General features: G+C 44.9%; 15 protein-coding genes and 1 other annotated feature. Of the genes, 11 read left to right on the top strand and 4 right to left on the bottom strand.

The window, feature by feature from the left end; translation table 11 throughout:
• Positions 1-796: 796 nt before the first annotated feature.
• Positions 797-2,104, top strand: a complete 1,308-nt coding sequence (locus NXS07_RS11020) for an HAAAP family serine/threonine permease (protein ID WP_038191788.1) — start codon at positions 797-799, stop codon at positions 2,102-2,104.
• A gap of 132 nt (positions 2,105-2,236) precedes the next feature.
• On the opposite strand, the gene NXS07_RS11025 is transcribed toward NXS07_RS11020, so the two are convergent.
• On the bottom strand, positions 2,237-3,445 hold the full coding sequence (locus NXS07_RS11025; protein ID WP_258086738.1) for a serine hydrolase: 1,209 nt from the start codon (positions 3,443-3,445) through the stop codon (positions 2,237-2,239).
• A gap of 163 nt (positions 3,446-3,608) precedes the next feature.
• On the opposite strand from NXS07_RS11025, the gene NXS07_RS11030 reads away from it, so the two are divergent.
• On the top strand, positions 3,609-4,229 hold the full coding sequence (locus NXS07_RS11030; protein ID WP_038201056.1) for a glutathione S-transferase family protein: 621 nt from the start codon (positions 3,609-3,611) through the stop codon (positions 4,227-4,229).
• Positions 4,230-4,232: 3 nt separating this feature from the next.
• On the opposite strand, the gene NXS07_RS11035 is transcribed toward NXS07_RS11030, so the two are convergent.
• On the bottom strand, positions 4,233-5,066 hold the full coding sequence (locus tag NXS07_RS11035; protein WP_258086739.1) for an SDR family oxidoreductase: 834 nt from the start codon (positions 5,064-5,066) through the stop codon (positions 4,233-4,235).
• A 224-nt stretch (positions 5,067-5,290) separates the two neighbouring features.
• Between NXS07_RS11035 and hisL the strand changes: the two genes are divergently transcribed.
• The 9 genes from hisL (at position 5,291) to hisIE (ending at position 12,627) form a co-directional block, all read left to right on the top strand.
• Positions 5,291-5,335 carry a his operon leader peptide gene (gene hisL, locus NXS07_RS11040; protein WP_155271310.1) on the top strand — a complete coding sequence of 15 codons (45 nt, stop codon included), beginning with the start codon at positions 5,291-5,293 and terminating at the stop codon, positions 5,333-5,335.
• Positions 5,311-5,433 (top strand) — a sequence feature (His leader region). Its footprint overlaps the gene before it by 25 nt.
• 51 nt (positions 5,434-5,484) lie before the next feature.
• Positions 5,485-6,384 (top strand): ATP phosphoribosyltransferase, encoded by a 900-nt coding sequence (gene hisG, locus NXS07_RS11045; RefSeq protein WP_258086740.1) that lies wholly within the window; start codon positions 5,485-5,487, stop codon positions 6,382-6,384.
• Between the two features lie 5 nt (positions 6,385-6,389).
• Positions 6,390-7,706, top strand: coding sequence for a histidinol dehydrogenase (gene hisD, locus NXS07_RS11050; RefSeq protein ID WP_438818386.1), 1,317 nt, complete (start codon positions 6,390-6,392; stop codon positions 7,704-7,706).
• Positions 7,707-7,724: 18 nt separating this feature from the next.
• A complete protein-coding gene (hisC, locus tag NXS07_RS11055) occupies positions 7,725-8,831 on the top strand; it encodes a histidinol-phosphate transaminase (RefSeq protein ID WP_258086742.1) in 1,107 nt (368 codons plus the stop codon).
• Positions 8,828-9,895 (top strand): bifunctional histidinol-phosphatase/imidazoleglycerol-phosphate dehydratase HisB, encoded by a 1,068-nt coding sequence (gene hisB, locus NXS07_RS11060; RefSeq protein WP_258086743.1) that lies wholly within the window; start codon positions 8,828-8,830, stop codon positions 9,893-9,895. The genes hisC and hisB overlap by 4 nt, the downstream gene beginning before the upstream one ends.
• 12 nt (positions 9,896-9,907) lie before the next feature.
• Positions 9,908-10,513 (top strand): imidazole glycerol phosphate synthase subunit HisH, encoded by a 606-nt coding sequence (gene hisH, locus NXS07_RS11065; protein WP_258086747.1) that lies wholly within the window; start codon positions 9,908-9,910, stop codon positions 10,511-10,513.
• 4 nt (positions 10,514-10,517) lie between these two features.
• Positions 10,518-11,255 carry a 1-(5-phosphoribosyl)-5-[(5-phosphoribosylamino)methylideneamino]imidazole-4-carboxamide isomerase gene (gene hisA, locus NXS07_RS11070; protein WP_258086744.1) on the top strand — a complete coding sequence of 246 codons (738 nt, stop codon included), beginning with the start codon at positions 10,518-10,520 and terminating at the stop codon, positions 11,253-11,255.
• A complete protein-coding gene (gene hisF / locus NXS07_RS11075) occupies positions 11,237-12,013 on the top strand; it encodes an imidazole glycerol phosphate synthase subunit HisF (protein ID WP_258086745.1) in 777 nt (258 codons plus the stop codon). The genes hisA and hisF overlap by 19 nt, the downstream gene beginning before the upstream one ends.
• On the top strand, positions 12,007-12,627 hold the full coding sequence (gene hisIE, locus NXS07_RS11080; protein WP_038212391.1) for a bifunctional phosphoribosyl-AMP cyclohydrolase/phosphoribosyl-ATP diphosphatase HisIE: 621 nt from the start codon (positions 12,007-12,009) through the stop codon (positions 12,625-12,627). The genes hisF and hisIE overlap by 7 nt, the downstream gene beginning before the upstream one ends.
• Before the next feature lie 169 nt (positions 12,628-12,796).
• Here the strand turns inward: hisIE and yiaY are convergent, their stop codons facing one another.
• Both yiaY and gnd read right to left on the bottom strand, forming a co-directional pair.
• On the bottom strand, positions 12,797-13,948 hold the full coding sequence (yiaY, locus tag NXS07_RS11085) for an L-threonine dehydrogenase (protein WP_258086746.1): 1,152 nt from the start codon (positions 13,946-13,948) through the stop codon (positions 12,797-12,799).
• Between the two features lie 483 nt (positions 13,949-14,431).
• Complete coding sequence (gnd, locus tag NXS07_RS11090; protein WP_038212398.1) at positions 14,432-15,838, bottom strand: NADP-dependent phosphogluconate dehydrogenase; 1,407 nt, start codon at positions 15,836-15,838, stop codon at positions 14,432-14,434.
• Positions 15,839-16,152 lie beyond the last annotated feature (314 nt).

Below are 16,152 nucleotides of genomic sequence, written 5' to 3' on the forward strand. Positions count from 1 at the left end.
GAGCAAATTAATCGACAGCATAAAATGCTTCATTATATTTAACAATATATAGCGATAATATGATTACTGTTTCTTCATAAATCAAAATTTGACTGACAATTTTTTTGCACTACGATTGTTTAAATCAAAAAATTTATTAATACATAATCAATAAAAGCAAAGATGTAAACACAGAGAACAAATATTCACCAGAGACTCAACGATTAAATATTTTCTTTTTATTTCAATAAGATAATATTAATCTGGGTTAATTTTATTATATTTAAAAAAATCAAAATTTATATTTATAATACTATTTTAGACTAAAAAATATTTACACATTTAATATCATTAATATATGAATACCAGTATGGTTTTGTGAATAGAACACAAAAATTTAAAATTAAAATAATCAGGTTCACTTCCTTGATTTTTCTTTTTCATTTTATGTAATATTTAATTAACACTTTCATAAAACCTTATAACATATTAATTTTTAGATATAAACCTTGCAATTGCGAGAGTGATCACGGTACATTTCACTGAAAATAACTATATTTTCCCTATCAAAAGACTAGGGTTAAATTTTTTGATTTCAACATCAAAAATAAAATACAGCAGGATTTCAACTCTTCTGCTTTAGCTGACCACATTTTGGTCAGTTTATTAATGTAGTAACAAAAACGTTTAGATAGACGTCAGAACAATATCTAACAACTTATTATTCATATAAATAGAATCCAACTCGTGCATTTTATTAATGTGCAGGTTTAGCAATTTTTAAATTTTACTTTACTGCGTTATTTCGGAGATATTTATGGACACGTCTCAATCAGGTTCTATCGCAGCCTCTGCTGCTTCCGGCAAAAGCGATTATACTACCTGGCGTAAATCAGACACTGTATGGATGTTGGGGTTATATGGCACTGCCATTGGCGCTGGAGTTCTGTTTCTTCCCATAAACGCCGGTATTGGTGGTTTAATTCCACTCATCATCATGACACTACTCGCACTTCCGATGACATTTTTTGCTCACCGTGGAATGTGCCGTTTTGTCTTGTCTGGCAAAAAGCATGGCGAAGATATCACCGGCGTGGTAGAAGAGCATTTTGGTAAAGTTGCAGGTTTCCTGATCACAATTCTCTACTTCTTTGCAATTTATCCTATTTTACTGGTTTATAGTGTTGCACTGACTAACACCGTAGACAGCTTTATTACTCACCAGTTACATATGACCGCACCACCGCGTGCATTGCTGGCACTGGTACTGATCCTTGGTGTGATGAGCATTATTCGCTTCGGTGAGCAATTTATCGTCAAAGCAATGAGCGTACTGGTATTCCCATTCGTCGCCGTTCTGATGCTGCTGGCGCTGTATTTGATCCCACACTGGAATACCACAATCTTCGATACCCTGTCACTGGAAAATGTCCTGACTTCCACGAACGGTCATGGCTTGCTGTTTACTCTGTGGCTGGCTATTCCTGTCATGGTTTTCTCCTTCAACCATTCTCCAATCATCTCTGCATTTGCCGTAGCAAAACGCGAAGAGTACGGTGAAAATGCGGAGAAAAAATGCTCGCGCATTCTGGGTTATGCTCACATAATGATGGTGATTACCGTCATGTTTTTTGTCTTCAGTTGCGTATTGAGCCTGTCACCGGCAAACCTGGCAGAAGCAAAAGCACAGAACATTACTATCCTGTCCTATCTGGCTAACCATTTTAGTGCACCAACTATTGAGTACATTGCTCCCTTAATTGCCTTCATTGCAATTACTAAATCGTTCCTCGGTCACTATCTGGGTGCTCGCGAAGGCTTCAACGGTATCGTAAACAAAGCTCTGAGCACACAAGGCAAAACTATTCAGCGTAAGTCGCTGAATCGTATCACTAGCCTCTTTATGTTAGTCAGCGCCTGGATCGTGGCTACTCTTAACCCGAGCATTCTAGACATCATCCAATCCTTGGGTGGGCCAATCATTGCCATGATTTTGTTCATCATGCCAATGTACGCTATTCACAAAGTGCCAGCTATGCGCAAATATGCTGGTAAGCCAAGCAATGTCTTTGTGGTTGTGACAGGATTAATTGCTATTTCTGCGGCAGTTTACTCAGTCATGTAATCAAAGCTCAAGCGCTGATTTCTACGACAGCAGCTCCATAAAAATGCCGGCCGACTTCACGATTGACTGGCATTTTCCTATTTATCCGAAGCTCATACATCTTCAATATTTCTGGCTATTTCGTTTATCTTCCTACCCGAAAATTGAGTTAAACCAGCCGCTGACAGTCTTCACAATTAAATCCCAAATACGCCCAAAAAAGCCACTCTCTTCTACAGCTTCTTTAACAACCAACGGACGTTGATCAATCACCTTATCATTCAGCGAAAAATTCACAGTTCCCACAACTTGATTCTTCGCCAATGGCGCTTCAAGTGAAGTTTGGTTCAGCGTAAAACTGGCTTTCAGATTATTCGCTTGACCTCGCGGCACCGTCACGGCCGTATCTTTTTCTACACCTAAAGCCACCTCTGAACGCGTACCGAACCATACTCTTTCTGTCACCAGTGTGTCACTGGCTTTAAGCGGAGTACTGGCTTCATAGAAACGGAATCCCCATGACAGGATCTTTTCACTGTCAGAGAAACGCATTCGATCACTAGGCGCTCCCAGTACAACTGAAATCAAACGCATTGGCCCTTCCGCTGCAGAAGCAACAAGGTTATATCCTGCCCCGTTGGTGTGTCCGGTTTTTACACCATCCACATTCATATTCTGATTCCACAATAAGCGATTGCGGTTAGGTTGACGGATATTATTGAAAGTAAATTCTTTCTCTTTATTCAGCGCATATTCTTCTGGCACATCACGGATCATAGCCTGACTCAAGAGCGCCATATCACGAGCGGTACTGTATTGCCCCGCAGCATCCAGACCGTGAACAGTCTTGAAATGGGTATTTTCCAGCCCCAGAGTTTTCGAGTATTTATTCATCAAATCAACGAAAGCATCCTGACTGCCCGCTACATAATCCGCAAGGGCAATACTGGCATCGTTGCCAGATTGGATCACAATGCCACGGTTCAAATCAATGACTTTGACCCGATCACCCGGTTTCAAAAACATCAGGGATGACCCTTTAAGCGCCGGATTGCCGGTTGCCCAAGCATCTTTACCTACGGTTACCTGATCTTCTGTGGAAATCTTTCCCGACTTAATCGACTGACCAACAACATAGCTGGTCATCACCTTTGTCAGACTCGCTGGATATAGCCGCTCATCGGGATTATGGGATGCCAGAATTTTTCCACTGGCGTAATCCATCAATATATAGGATTTCGCATCAATTTCAGGTGCTGAGGGTTCATCCATTGCGTATGCGTTGACACCCATCAACCAAAAAACACCCAAGCCAACAGTAAAAGATTTGATTATCTGTACCTGCCGTCTTTTTTTCATCATAGCCCGCCCTTTTTGTCTACAACCAGAATATAAAAGCTCTATTAATATAGGATGTTATGAGACAAGACTCCAACCCAATAACGTAAAGATTTTCTTGTTACCCGAATGAATTTATTGTCATATTATCGATGACTCAAAATAACCTGATATTAAGGAAAGAATGATGTTGACAATCTGGGGCCGTAAAAGCTCATCAAACGTAAAAAAAGTCATTTGGTGTCTGGAAGAGTTAAACGTACCATATCAGCAAATTGATGTTGGTGGTCAGTTTGGCAAACTTAATACTCCAGAATACCTGCTCATGAATCCCAATGCTGTCATTCCTTGTTTGCAGGAAGATGATTTTATCTTATGGGAATCAAACGCGATTGTGCGCTATATTTCGGCAAAATTCGGCGAAAATAGTCTTTATCCTGCCGATCTTCAAGAAAGAGCCAGAATTGATCAATGGATGGATTGGGTAGGCTACAATCTCTTCCCGCCGATCAAACAACTTATGATCAACATTGTCAGAACACCGGAAGATCAGCGTGACCCGAAAGTGGTTGCCCAGATATTAAAAGAGATAGAAAAACTGCTGAAAATTGTCGATAACGTACTAGGTAAGCAAAAATACCTTTCCGGTGATAAGTTTGGCATGGCGGATATCGCCCTCGCTCCATTGGTCTATCCATGGCTAAAGGTCGGGATAGAGCGTCCATCTCTGCCAAACTTGGAACGCTGGTATCAATTACTGACCGAAAGACCAGCGTTTCAAAAAATCGTTATGATTGAAATAAGCTGATCATCAGCTCATTGGCATTCTGCCGGGATCTGGGAATTGATACTCAAACCCCAGTTCCCGACAGATACGGCTACCGTCAACAACTTTGCTCGCGGCTCCCTGAGCCTTTGACTGTGAAAACTCTGGCGGAGCCAAATCGAGCTGACGACTAGCCTGCGAATAAAATTCCTTTCTTTTCGGATGTTCTGGCGCACACAGATTATAGATATGCCCTCCTTTCTGCTGCTCTATAAGGCGTTTAATAGCAGAAATAACATCATCCTGATGAACTAGATTGACCACCTTTTCTCCACCCTCAATCGCTTTCCGCCCTGCGAGGAAACGCCCTGCATGGCGACCACTGCCGACCAAACCAGCCAAACGCACTATATCAACAGAAGTATTTGGCAGTCGATGCAGCCAGTTTTCCAATTCAACCAACGCCTTGGCAGATCGCGTCTCAGGAAATAATGGAGCATCTTCATTCAGATGACCGACAGACGAGCCATAAACTGAAGTTGAGCTGGTGAAAATAATATGGGGAACCGAATGCGAAAGCGCAGTATCGACAACTAACTGCACCGCTTTGACATACCCTTCCCCACCCCCCGCAATACCGCTGACAGGGAGTGTTAGCACCAGTACATCCACTGACATGAGCCGTTCAAGATCATCCGCTTCACAGGTTATCTGAGGGGTCAGATTCAATAAGTGGCAATCTACCCCACACATGCGTGCCGCTTCGACACCATCCGCTGTTGTTTTACTACTGACCACTTGCATACCATAGCCTTGCAAAATTTGCGCTAACGGCATTCCCAGCCAACCCAATCCGATGATGGAAACTTTTTTCACCATAACTCTCCTCAGGACCGATATGATTTTGATTCTTCAGGCTATCTGCATATTGCCTTAACGACAACACCAGTTTTATTTATAAAACAAACAATTAGAACAATACAAACAGCTTCTTTGAAAAAAAAGTTGCTTTTCATACACAAAATCATATAGGTTAAACGGTAAGCAACCAATCCTTGTTCGCAAACATATATTAAAAAAAGTAGATAGAGAGCTCACATATTATGAACCGTATTCAATTTAGCCATCATCACCATCATCCTGACTAGTCTTTCAGGCTGTTGTGTGCTGGAAGACATTTAGTAAGTCTTCCGGTGGCATGAGTACGATAAAAAACCCTCGGAAGATTTTCCGGGGGTTTTTTATTGCCAATTTACGCGATTTATATATTGAATATTGAGATAGGGTAAAACATAACATGCTAGATAAAACACGCTTACGAATAGCCATGCAGAAATCCGGCCGCCTCAGTGATGATTCCCGGGCATTACTGGCTCGCTGTGGCATCAAAATCAACTTGCAGCAACAACGTCTAATTGCATTTGCAGAAAATATGCCCATCGACATCCTGCGTGTCCGTGATGATGATATTCCGGGTCTTGTTATGGATGGTGTTGTCGATTTAGGCATTATCGGTGAAAACGTACTTGAAGAAGAACTGTTAAACCGTCGGGCACAAGGAGAAGATCCCCGTTATAACACATTGCGCCGCCTTGATTTTGGTGATTGCCGTCTTTCCCTTGCCGCTCCCTTTGACTACGACTATACCGGAGTGGAATGCCTGCAAAATTCCCGTATCGCCACGTCTTACCCCTACTTACTGAAACGTTATTTGGATAAAAAAGGTATCCGTTTCAAATCCTGCCTTCTCAACGGTTCAGTTGAAGTTGCTCCCCGTGCAGGATTAGCTGATGCTATCTGTGATTTGGTTTCAACAGGTGCAACACTAGAAGCCAACGGCCTGCGGGAAGTTGAAGTCATCTATCGCTCAAAAGCCTGCCTGATCCAACGCGATGGTGAGATGCCAGAAGCCAAACAACAACTCATCGACAAGCTGATGATCCGAATCCAAGGCGTTATTCAGGCGCGTGAATCCAAATATATCATGCTACATGCCCAAAACGACAAACTGGAAGAGATTATCTCGTTACTTCCGGGTGCTGAACGTCCCACCATTTTGCCACTAGCGGGGGCACAAAACCGTGTAGCCATGCATATGGTCAGCAGTGAAACCCTATTCTGGGAAACGATGGAAAAACTTAAATCACTGGGCGCCAGTTCCATTTTGGTTCTACCGATTGAAAAAATGATGGAGTAATCTTGATGAGCACCCATTTTAAAACCATTATCCGCTGGCAGGAATGCCCACCAGAACAGCAAAAAGTATTGCTGACACGTCCCGCTGTCGCCGCTTCAGAAGATATTTCTCGCACGGTAAAACAGATTCTGGAAACGGTTAAAGCCAACGGCGATGAAGCATTGCGGGAATTCAGCCAGCGCTTCGACAAAACAACAATCGATACTATCCCGATTTCTATAAGTGAAGTTAACGCAGCCGCCAGTCGTCTGGCACCAGAAATCAAACAGGCTATGCAGCAGGCCATGAATAATATTCGCCTGTTCCATGAAGCCCAAAAACCTGCTGTGATTGAGGTTAAAACCCTGCCGGGTGTTCACTGCCAGCAAGTCACACGCCCAATCGATTCAGTGGGGTTATATATTCCCGGTGGTTCTGCGCCTCTGCTTTCCACTGTATTAATGCTGGGAACACCCGCTAGCATCGCAAAGTGCCGTAAGGTTATTCTCTGCTCTCCACCCCCGATTGCTGATGAAATTCTCTACGCGGCACAGCTCTGTGGGATTAACGAAATATTTCAGGTTGGCGGCGCACAAGCCATTGCTGCAATGGCCTTTGGCACAGAATCCGTCCCTAAAGTGGACAAGATTTTTGGCCCGGGTAATGCTTGGGTAACAGAGGCTAAACGGCAAGTGAGTCAGCGCTTCGACGGTGCAGCCATAGATATGCCAGCAGGTCCATCAGAAGTGCTGATAATAGCGGACAGTGGAGCCAATCCCGCATTTACGGCAGCAGATCTACTTTCACAAGCGGAACATGGCCCTGATTCTCAAGTCGTGCTGGTCACACCTGACGAAACTTTTGCCGAGCAGGTGATCCGTGAAATCGAAACACAACTTGCTGCCCTGCCACGCCAGCAAATCGCGATTCAGGCTCTGCAATCCAGCCGAATCATTATCACTGACGATCTGGCTCAATGCGTAGCGATCAGCAATCAATACGGCCCTGAACACTTGATCATCCAAACCCGCCAGCCTGAGCAGCTTGTAGAAAAAATCACCAGCGCGGGTTCGATTTTCCTCGGAGACTGGTCGCCAGAATCCGCAGGAGACTACGCTTCGGGCACCAATCACGTCTTGCCGACCTATGGTTATACTTCAACCTACTCCAGCCTCGGTCTGGCAGATTTCCTGAAACGAATGACGGTTCAGCAACTCACACCGCAAGGATTGAGAAGCCTCGCCCCAACCATAGAAATATTGGCGCAGGCAGAACAACTCACCGCGCACAAAAATGCCGTCACATTACGTATTGCTGCCCTGAACAACGCAGACGTTGAATAACTAAGATAAGGAGCAATGATGAGTACTGTTTTTGATGTCAATTCACTGGCAAGAGAAAATGTCCGCCAGTTAATCCCTTATATGTCTGCCCGCCGTCTGGGTGGCAATGGTAATATCTGGTTAAATGCCAATGAATATCCCATCGCCCCTGATTTTCAGTTCAGCGAAAAAACGCTCAACCGCTACCCTGAATGCCAGCCCGTCTCTGTTATCCAGCGCTATGCGGATTATGTCGGCCTGCAACCGGATCAAGTCCTTGCCAGCCGTGGCGCCGACGAATCTATTGAACTATTGATCCGCGTTTTCTGCGAGCCGGGAAAAGACGCCGTGCTGTTCTGCCCCCCCACTTACGGCATGTACAGCGTCAGTGCAGAAGCCTTTGGCGTAGAACAGAAAAAGATCTCCACCCGTGCTGACTGGCAGCCGGACATTGCCGCCATCGAAAATAATCTGGATCGCGTGAAACTGATTTATATCTGTAGCCCCAACAACCCCACGGGTAATCTGATTGCTCCTACGGCACTGCGACAGATCCTTGAACTCGCTCGTAACCGTGCCATTGTTGCCATTGATGAAGCCTATATCGAATTCTGTCCGCAACATACTACCACCGGCTGGCTGCAAGACTACCCGCACTTGGTGATTTTGCGAACCCTCTCGAAAGCTTTTGCACTGGCAGGACTACGCTGTGGATTTACGCTGGCTTCTCCCGATATTATCGCGCTAATGTTGAAAGTGATTGCTCCATATCCACTTGCCACGCCTGTAGCGGATATCGCTGCGCAGGCGCTGACAGAAACAAACATCAAGATAATGAAAGATCGTGTAGAGGAAGTGGTCAAGAACCGGACTTATCTCCGGCAGGCATTGAATAAACTGGTATTGGTCGAAACAGTGTTTCCGAGCGAAACCAACTATATTTTAGTGAAATTTACCGATGCGGAAATCGTATTCAGGACATTATGGGAGCAAGGGATCATCTTGCGTGATCAGCGGAAACAAGCGGGATTGGATAATTGCCTGCGAATCACCATTGGTAGCCGAAATGAATGTGAACAGTTGGTCAGCGCTATCTCTACTCTTTGTAGCCAAGCTCAACCACTAAAGGAAACTGAAAATCCATGAGCCAGAAACTGCTTTTTATTGACCGCGATGGAACGTTGATCACCGAACCTCCGACCGATTACCAAGTCGATCGCCTTGATAAATTGGCCTTTGAAGCTGGCGTGATCCCTGCCCTGTTATCCCTGCAAAAAGCGGGTTACAAACTGGTCATGATCACGAATCAGGATGGATTGGGGACTGATAGCTTCCCCCAGACCGATTTTGAGCCACCACACGCACTGATGATGCAAGTTTTCACTTCGCAAGGTATTCAGTTTGAAGAAGTTCTGATCTGCCCTCACAAACTCGAAGATAATTGCAACTGCCGCAAACCCAAGCTCGGATTGGTGGAAAAATATCTAACAGAAGGCATGGTAGATACGAAAAACAGTTGCGTTATCGGGGATCGGGAAACTGACTTACAATTGGCTGAAAACATGGGAATTAAAGGAATTCGCTATCAAGCCCAATCACTTGGTTGGCCAGCGATTTGTGAGCAACTGACCCGCAAAGATCGTCATGCTAGCGTTGAACGTAAGACCAAAGAAACTGGCATCAATATTGATATCTGGCTGGATCGCGAAGGTAGAAGCGAAATCAATACTGGCGTGGGTTTCTTTGATCACATGCTGGATCAGATTGCCACTCACGGCGGTTTCCGCATGAATGTACAGGTTAAGGGCGATCTCTGTATTGATGATCACCACACCGTTGAAGATACTGGATTGGCTTTAGGTGAAGCTCTGAAGCAGGCATTGGGCGATAAACGCGGCATTGCTCGTTTTGGCTTCACATTACCGATGGATGAATGTCTCGCCCGTTGTGCTCTGGATATTTCGGGTCGGCCACATCTCGAATACAAAGCAGAGTTTAAACATCAACGTGTTGGCGATTTAAGTACTGAGATGATCGAACACTTTTTCCGTTCACTCTCTTATACGATGGGATGCACCTTACACCTGAAAACCAAAGGTAAGAATGATCACCATCGGGCAGAAAGTCTGTTCAAAGTCTTTGGTCGGACATTGCGGCAGGCCATTCGCGTAGAAGGCGATGTTCTGCCCAGTTCTAAGGGCGTGTTATAAGGGAATGTTATGATGAAAGTTGTTATTTTGGATACAGGCTGTGCCAATCTTGCTTCTGTTACTTATGCCATCCGTCGATTGGGTTATGATCCCGTCGTCAGTCTGGATGCGGATATTGTGCGATCAGCCGATAAACTGTTTCTGCCGGGAGTAGGTACAGCCATGGCCGCAATGTCTCAGCTCCAGCAACGGCAACTGATCCCACTGATTAATTCACTCACTCAACCGGTACTGGGTATTTGCCTCGGTATGCAGCTTCTGGCGACAATCAGTGAAGAAAACAATAGTGAAAAAGACGATAACGTCTCCTTGCTGGCATTAATTGATGCCCCCGTCAAAAAAATGGCGACCGCGGGCCTACCATTACCCCACATGGGTTGGAATCAAGTAAAAGCACAGGCTGGACATCCCCTGTTTTGCCATATTGAAGACAATGCCCGTTTTTATTTTGTCCATAGTTACGCGCTGCCTGTTGGTGAATACACCATCGCCCAGACGGAATATGGCAATTCCTTCAGCAGTGCCATTGCAAAAAACAATTTCTTTGGTGTGCAGTTTCACCCTGAACGCTCTGGCACAGCTGGCGCACAATTGCTGAAAAACTTTTTGGAGATGTAAGCGTATGATTATCGCCGCATTAGATTTAATTGATGGCAACGTGGTGCGTTTGCATCAAGGGGATTACGACCAGCAGCGGACTTATGGCAATTCACCTTTGTCCTACCTGAAACAATATGAAAAAGAAGGTGCTAAGTTGCTGCATCTCGTGGATCTCACCGGCGCGAAAGATCCCACCAAGCGCCAGATGACCTTGCTGCGCGAATTGCTGGCTGACGTTTCTGTTCCAGTGCAAGTGGGTGGTGGCATCCGTTCGGAAAACGATATCAAATCACTCCTTGAGGCCGGAGCTAGTCGGGTAGTCATTGGCTCAACAGCGATCACACAGCCGGAATTAGTCAAACAATGGTTTCAGCGATATGGTGCAGAGTCAATTGTACTGGCACTCGATATCCGCATCAGTACAGACGGTGCTAAACAAATTGCCATCAGTGGCTGGCAGGAAAACAGTAATGCCACTCTTGAACAGATTGTTGAGCAATATCTCCCCGTTGGGCTGAAACATGTTTTATGTACCGATATTTCCCGTGACGGCACACTAAACGGCTCTAATATCGCACTCTATCAGGAAATCAGTCAGCGCTATCCACAGATTCAATTTCAGGCATCGGGCGGGATCGGCAACCTCGCTGATATTTCTCCCCTACCAGCCGCTGGCGTTATGGGCGTTATCGTCGGACGGGCATTACTTGAAGGAAAATTCACACTGACGGAGGCTATCCAATGTTGGCAAAACGCATAATTCCTTGCCTTGATGTTCGTGATGGGCAAGTGGTCAAGGGAGTGCGATTCCGAAATCATGAAATCATCGGTGATATCATTCCACTTGCACAGCGCTATGCTCAAGAGGGCGCTGATGAGCTGGTATTTTACGACATCACCGCTTCTTCAGATGGTCGCGTGGTAGATAAAAGCTGGGTGGCGAAAGTCGCCGAAGTGATCGATATCCCATTCTGCGTCGCAGGCGGTATCAAAACTGCCGAAGAAGCTGGTCAGATTTTATCATTCGGTGCCGATAAAATATCCATTAACTCCCCTGCTCTGGCCGATCCTTCGTTAATCAGTCGTCTGGCCGATCGCTATGGCGTCCAATGTGTAGTAATCGGCATTGATACGTGGTTTGATGAAAATAGCAACAGCTATCGGGTCTATCAATTTACCGGTGATGAAAAACGCACAACTGCAACACAATGGCAAACACTGGATTGGGTCAAGGAAGTACAACAACGTGGCGCGGGTGAAATCGTCCTGAACATGATGAATCAGGATGGTGTTCGCAATGGCTATGATCTTACCCAACTGAAATTGGTTCGGGATATCTGCTCCGTCCCTTTGGTGGCTTCCGGCGGTGCGGGTACGCCAGAACATTTTTTGGATGCATTTAAACTGGCTAATGTTGACGGTGCCTTGGCTGCCTCCGTCTTTCACAAACAGATCATCAATATTGGTAAGCTCAAGCAATATCTTGTTACACAGGGTGTCGAGGTTAGAACATGTTAACAGCACAGCAAATCGAAAAACTGGATTGGAAAAAAGTGGATGATCTCATGCCCGTCATCGTCCAGCACGCTGTATCCGGTACGGTGTTAATGATGGGTTACATGAATCAAGAGGCACTTAATGCCACACAGGAATCCGGTAAAATCACCTTTTTTTCCCGCACCAAACAGCGGTTATGGACAAAAGGCGAAAGTTCCGGCCACTTCCTGAATCTGGTTGATATCTACCCCGATTGTGACAACGATACCCTGCTCGCTCTCGTCAATCCGATTGGCCCAACCTGCCATACAGGAACCGAGAGCTGTTTTGCACCAGCGCAAACTGAATGGGGCTTCCTCTACCAACTCGAACAACTACTGGCAAGCCGGAAAAATGCCCCACCAGCTAGTTCTTATACCGCTCGTCTGTATGCCAGCGGCACAAAACGGATTGCTCAAAAGGTCGGTGAGGAAGGCGTAGAAACCGCACTGGCAGCCACGGTTAATGATCGGGAAGAACTGACCAGTGAAGCTGCTGATTTGATTTACCACCTGCTGGTTTTATTACAAGATCAAAATTTGGATCTCAGTTGTATCATCCGCCAATTGCAGGAAAGGCATTCAGCCAAAGAATAATTGACTGAACAGGCATTGAGATTTCAATAAATTGCAGTCATTTCGCCTACGGGGGCGATTCAGAAAACAGGTAGAGTCGAAATGTGGCGCGGTAATTGTAAGTTCGGCATATCTGGTGCCGCCTCGCTTCTTTTTGAATCTTGCCATAGAAATGGCAAGATTTATCGAGTTACATTGCCGCTTTGAAAATAGCCACGATCTCTTCGTGTGATGCCTGAATCGGGTTGGTAAAACCGCAAGCATCTTTTAACGCATTGGTTGCCAACGTTGACAAGTCTTCGACTTTGACACTTAACTCAGACAACCCTGCCGGAATATTGACATCTTTCGCCAATTTGCTGATTTCTTGGATACAGACTTCTGCACCCTGTTGATCGTTCAGGTTAGTAATATCAACTCCCATTGCAGCAGCAATCTCTTTCAGGCGGGATGCAGATACTTTCGCATTGAATTTCTGTACATGTGGCAGTAATACGGCATTGCAGACACCATGTGGCAAATCATAAAAACCACCTAACTGATGCGCCATGGCATGAACGTAACCCAAAGAGGCATTATTGAATGCCATCCCTGCCAAAAACTGTGCATAAGCCATATTCTCACGCGCGTCCATATCATTGCCATTTGCAACGGCACGGCGCAAATAGTCGCTAATCATCGTCACAGCCTTCAACGCACAGGCATCAGTGATAGGATTGGCTGCCGTAGAAACATAAGCTTCAATAGCATGAGTCAGCGCATCCATGCCGGTTGCGGCAGTGAGTCCTTTCGGCATACCGGCCATCAATGCGGAATCATTGACTGACAATATAGGCGTCACATTTTTATCCACAATGGCCATTTTGATATGACGATCAACATCTGTAATGATACAGAAACGCGTCATTTCAGAGGCGGTACCCGCCGTAGTGTTAATGGCAATCAATGGCAATTGAGGTTTAGCAGAACGATCAACGCCTTCGTAGTCACGGATATCCCCACCGTTAGCCGCCACCAGCGCGATCCCTTTTGCACAGTCATGCGGTGAACCACCTCCCAGAGAAATAACGCAATCACAATCATGCTGACGCAGGATGATTAGCCCCTCTTCAACATTAATAGTGGTCGGATTTGGATTCGTCCCAGCATAAATCGCACTCTTTATCCCTGCTTCAGCCAGTAAACTCTGAACTTCTCCAACAACACCAATCTCGTTTAACACGCGGTCAGTGACAATCAAAGCCTGCCTGTAGCCATAATTTTTCATTAATTCAACGGCTTCAGTCATGCATCCCATACCGATTTTATTCACTGGCGGGATAAAGAAAGTTGATACTGCCATTCGGAACTCCTTAGGTTTTACTGAAGTATTTCAAATCTCGATGCAAAAGAAGTGGGTTACAATGTGACACTTATCTACCTCAGCAATTTTGATCGATATCAATAATCGCCTTTGTAAAATTTAAAAATAGGTATAGCGATGCCTGAACTAGCGACATTCATCAAAATTGAATAGCAAATAATATCTCCATTAATGAAATTAATAGTGTACTATAATGTTAATAAGTTCATATGGCGATTATTATATGAATAATATTCCTACATTGATAATAGTTGTATTTTTGATTATCAGCTTTGTGCTAATTGTTGGCCTCGATTCAGAGGTAGCACACTTTATTGAAAAATTTGCTGAAAGGCTGATACAAAAAAATTGATATGGCGCGGGAAGAAAGTTTAGGAGTTTTGTCAAAAGTATGCTTTGGATAATCGAATAATTTATTAAGGGTGCTGAACTTCCAGCACCCTATTTACTAACAGTCGATTTTTAATCTAACCATTCAGTATGGAAAATACCTTCTTTATCAGTCCGCTTATAGGTATGCGCACCGAAATAATCGCGCTGAGCCTGAATCAAGTTGGCAGGCAAAACCGCTGAACGATAGCTGTCATAATAAGAAATGGCCGCAGAGAATGTTGGCGTTGGAATGCCATTCTGGACACCATAAGAAACGACATCGCGCAGAGCTTGCTGGTACTCATCCGCGACTTGCTTGAAGTAAGGCGCTAACAACAGGTTGGCGATAGCGGCGTTCTCATTGTACGCATCCGTAATTTTTTGCAGGAACTGCGCACGAATGATACAACCTGCACGGAAGATCTTGGCAATTTCGCCATAATTCAGATCCCAGTTGTATTCATCTGAAGACGCTTTCAACTGTTGGAAGCCTTGAGCGTAAGAAATGATTTTACCCAAGTACAGAGCACGGCGAACTTTCTCAATAAATTCTGCCTTGTCACCATTGAATGGCTGGGCTTCTGGCCCTGACAGAACTTTAGAGGCAGCAACACGCTGATCTTTCAGAGAGGAAATATAACGAGCAAATACGGATTCGGTAATCAGCGTTACTGGAACACCCAGATCCAGAGAACTCTGGCTGGTCCATTTACCCGTACCTTTATTGGCAGCTTCATCCAGAATGACATCAACCAGATATTTACCTTCTTCATCTTTCTTACGGAAGATATCAGCGGTAATTTCGATCAAATAGCTGCTCAGTTCACCTTGGTTCCAGTCACTGAACACATCCGCCAGTTCCTGATTACTCAGATTCAAGGAGTGCTTCAGCAGAGAATATGCTTCTGCAATCAGTTGCATGTCGCCATATTCAATACCATTGTGAACCATCTTCACATAATGACCTGCTCCGTCTGCACCGATATAAGTGACACAAGGCTCACCATCAACTTTGGCAGCGATCTCTTTCAGAATAGGCGCAACCAGCTCATAAGCTTCTTTCTGACCGCCAGGCATGATTGAAGGGCCTTTCAATGCGCCTTCTTCCCCACCGGAAACACCTGTACCAATAAAATTAAAACCCTGAGCAGACAGCTCACGGTTGCGGCGAATAGTATCCTGAAAATAGGTATTGCCACCATCGATCAGAATGTCACCTTTATCCAAATGCGGCGTCAGTGATGCAATGGTTTTATCCGTAGCTTCACCTGCCTTGACCATCAACAGAATACGACGTGGCTTTTCCAGTGAGCTAACAAACTCTTCAATGGAATAACTTGGAACTAATTTTTTCCCTGGATTTTCAGCAATAACTTCATCAGTTTTATCGCTGGAGCGGTTGAAAATGGATACAGAGTAACCACGGCTTTCAATATTCAACGCCAGATTGCGCCCCATAACCGCCATACCGACAACACCGATCTGTTGTTTGGACATGAAAAACTCCCGTCTGATCATGACTGCTGCCCACCAAGATGCCTAACTCAACATTATGTCAATCAAACAATGTCGATCACAAATGTCATATACAACAAAATTACAGTGGGCAATTTGTTAATGAGATTACATGTTAACTCAGGAATAGGCTTCAGGGGTAGTTATTCAGGGCAAACGGGTCTAAATTGACCAATCCGATTAACTGGACGCATTCGGCACATAAACATAGGGCATGAGTCGATGTTTGTGATTTATAATTCGCATACTGACCATGATAACCGTAGAAACTGCCATGCAAGCAACCACGCTTAGTC

This window comes from Xenorhabdus bovienii, assembly GCF_024721015.1.
Classification (GTDB): Bacteria; Pseudomonadota; Gammaproteobacteria; order Enterobacterales; family Enterobacteriaceae; genus Xenorhabdus; species Xenorhabdus bovienii.